This is a genomic window from Sporolactobacillus shoreicorticis (genome assembly GCF_024125445.1).
Classification (GTDB): Bacteria; Bacillota; Bacilli; order Bacillales; family Sporolactobacillaceae; genus Sporolactobacillus; species Sporolactobacillus shoreicorticis.
Map to the genome: position 1 here is coordinate 1 of NZ_JAMXWM010000079.1, position 1,365 is coordinate 1,365.

The window sequence follows — 1,365 nt, forward strand, 5'->3', positions numbered from 1 at the left end:
TTGCTGAGAGCGTGTATAAATATCCCGGACATTTTTCCTTGTGACTTCTGCAAAATCCGTAGCGCTCTTCTGCATCAGTTTTTTGGCCAGCCGATCGGCACCCATCAGTTCCAGTCTCATGCCGTCTCACTTCCGTATCGGTTGACGACCACAATCCGCCAACGCGTTGTGTCATCGCCCCGGATTTCGGTGATCGAGTGATACAGGTCCTCAAACTTGATCTTATCCGCACTCAGTAAATCCGCTTTTGTCGCTCGAGTGATGATCTTGCGGTTATTCTGCGTGACTTTCCGGTTATCCAGAGCGATTTCTTCAGCCGTCCAGCTGGAAAAGCGGCCAACGGATTCACCCCTTTGCACCAATTCATTAATCGGGTTCCCCAGCGGATCCGAGCCGGTTTGTTGATTGGCAAATAAATAGAGCGGCAAGAATCTCATAGGAATCTCACCACTCCTTTATTGACGTTCTCCTGTTTCTCCTTGTTCGCCAGATAGCGCCGGAAATCCGCATCATATTCCTGTAGAATGTCATCCACAAAAGAAATGCTGAACGTATCCACATTTTCAGTCTTAACACCTTCGTGATAGCTTCGATTGTACATCGCACAGACAACCTCAACAGCTACAGACTCAAGCTCTGTCGGAAATTCAGCCAATCCAAGTCGCAGTTTTATCCGATCCGTTGCCGTTAGAGACAGCTCAGTAAGCAAATCGGCTTTGATTTCCGGTAAGCGGATTTTAACTCGGTCCGTGATGGCCATCAGCGATCACCCAGTTCCGCGACCAGCTGAACCTTATTCCTATGCACAATGTCCTTAATGCCTTTTTCTTTAGCCAACGCCCGCAGCTGATTCAAATTCAAGGCTTCAAGTTCAGCTCGCTGCTTCTTACCCAACTCACGACGTCGCCTCTGAAATCCCATTAAGCTCATTACCTCACCCCGCAGGTGCCGTTGGCGTAAAGTGTACGGCTAAGGAATCATCCCAGGCACTTTGTCCAAATTCATTAGTGGCTGCAAACTCAATAGAGTATTCCGTGCCGTTCTCAAGTCCTGAAACCGTGCCAGTGAGATCTGCTCCAGCATCCACCTGTGATCCCCAAGAGGCATCTGATGTCTTTTTCAAGCGATAAACATACCCAGTAATTGGCGATCCACCATCGTCTTCCGGCGCAGTGATTGTATAATCGCCCTTTCCGTCACCGGCTTCAACCGTTACACTCGGTTTGCCTGGAACAGAAAACGACCCGAGAAAGTCCTTCAGTCGCTGCAGCTCATCATTTCTAATGCCCAGATGCCCATAAAGATGATCATTTTCTGACATTCGATCATCAATGTGCGTCAAAACAGTCTCAATAATCGCCATTA

At 48.4% G+C, this 1,365-nt stretch carries 4 protein-coding genes; all 4 read right to left on the reverse strand.

Going from position 1 to position 1,365, the window contains the following annotated elements:
* Positions 1-116: 116 nt before the first annotated feature.
* The gene (locus NIE88_RS21995) at positions 117-437 is read right to left on the reverse strand and encodes a hypothetical protein (RefSeq protein ID WP_253065695.1); all 321 of its coding nucleotides are present in this window, start codon (positions 435-437) and stop codon (positions 117-119) included.
* A complete protein-coding gene (locus tag NIE88_RS22000) occupies positions 434-760 on the reverse strand; it encodes a phage head-tail connector protein (RefSeq protein ID WP_253065696.1) in 327 nt (108 codons plus the stop codon). The genes NIE88_RS21995 and NIE88_RS22000 overlap by 4 nt, the downstream gene beginning before the upstream one ends.
* Positions 760-921, reverse strand: coding sequence for a Rho termination factor N-terminal domain-containing protein (locus NIE88_RS22005; protein ID WP_253065697.1), 162 nt, complete (start codon positions 919-921; stop codon positions 760-762). The genes NIE88_RS22000 and NIE88_RS22005 overlap by 1 nt, the downstream gene beginning before the upstream one ends.
* 13 nt (positions 922-934) lie before the next feature.
* On the reverse strand, positions 935-1,365 hold a 431-nt coding region (locus NIE88_RS22010), incomplete at its 5' end, for a fibronectin type III domain-containing protein (RefSeq protein ID WP_253065698.1).

Excerpts from the sequence above, each read along its gene's own strand:
- NIE88_RS21995 (WP_253065695.1), bottom strand. The coding sequence starts at position 437 with ATGAGATTCTTGCCGCTCTATTTATTTGCCAATCAACAAACCGGCTCG.
- NIE88_RS22000 (WP_253065696.1), bottom strand. The coding sequence starts at position 760 with ATGGCCATCACGGACCGAGTTAAAATCCGCTTACCGGAAATCAAAGCC.
- NIE88_RS22005 (WP_253065697.1), bottom strand. The coding sequence starts at position 921 with ATGGGATTTCAGAGGCGACGTCGTGAGTTGGGTAAGAAGCAGCGAGCT.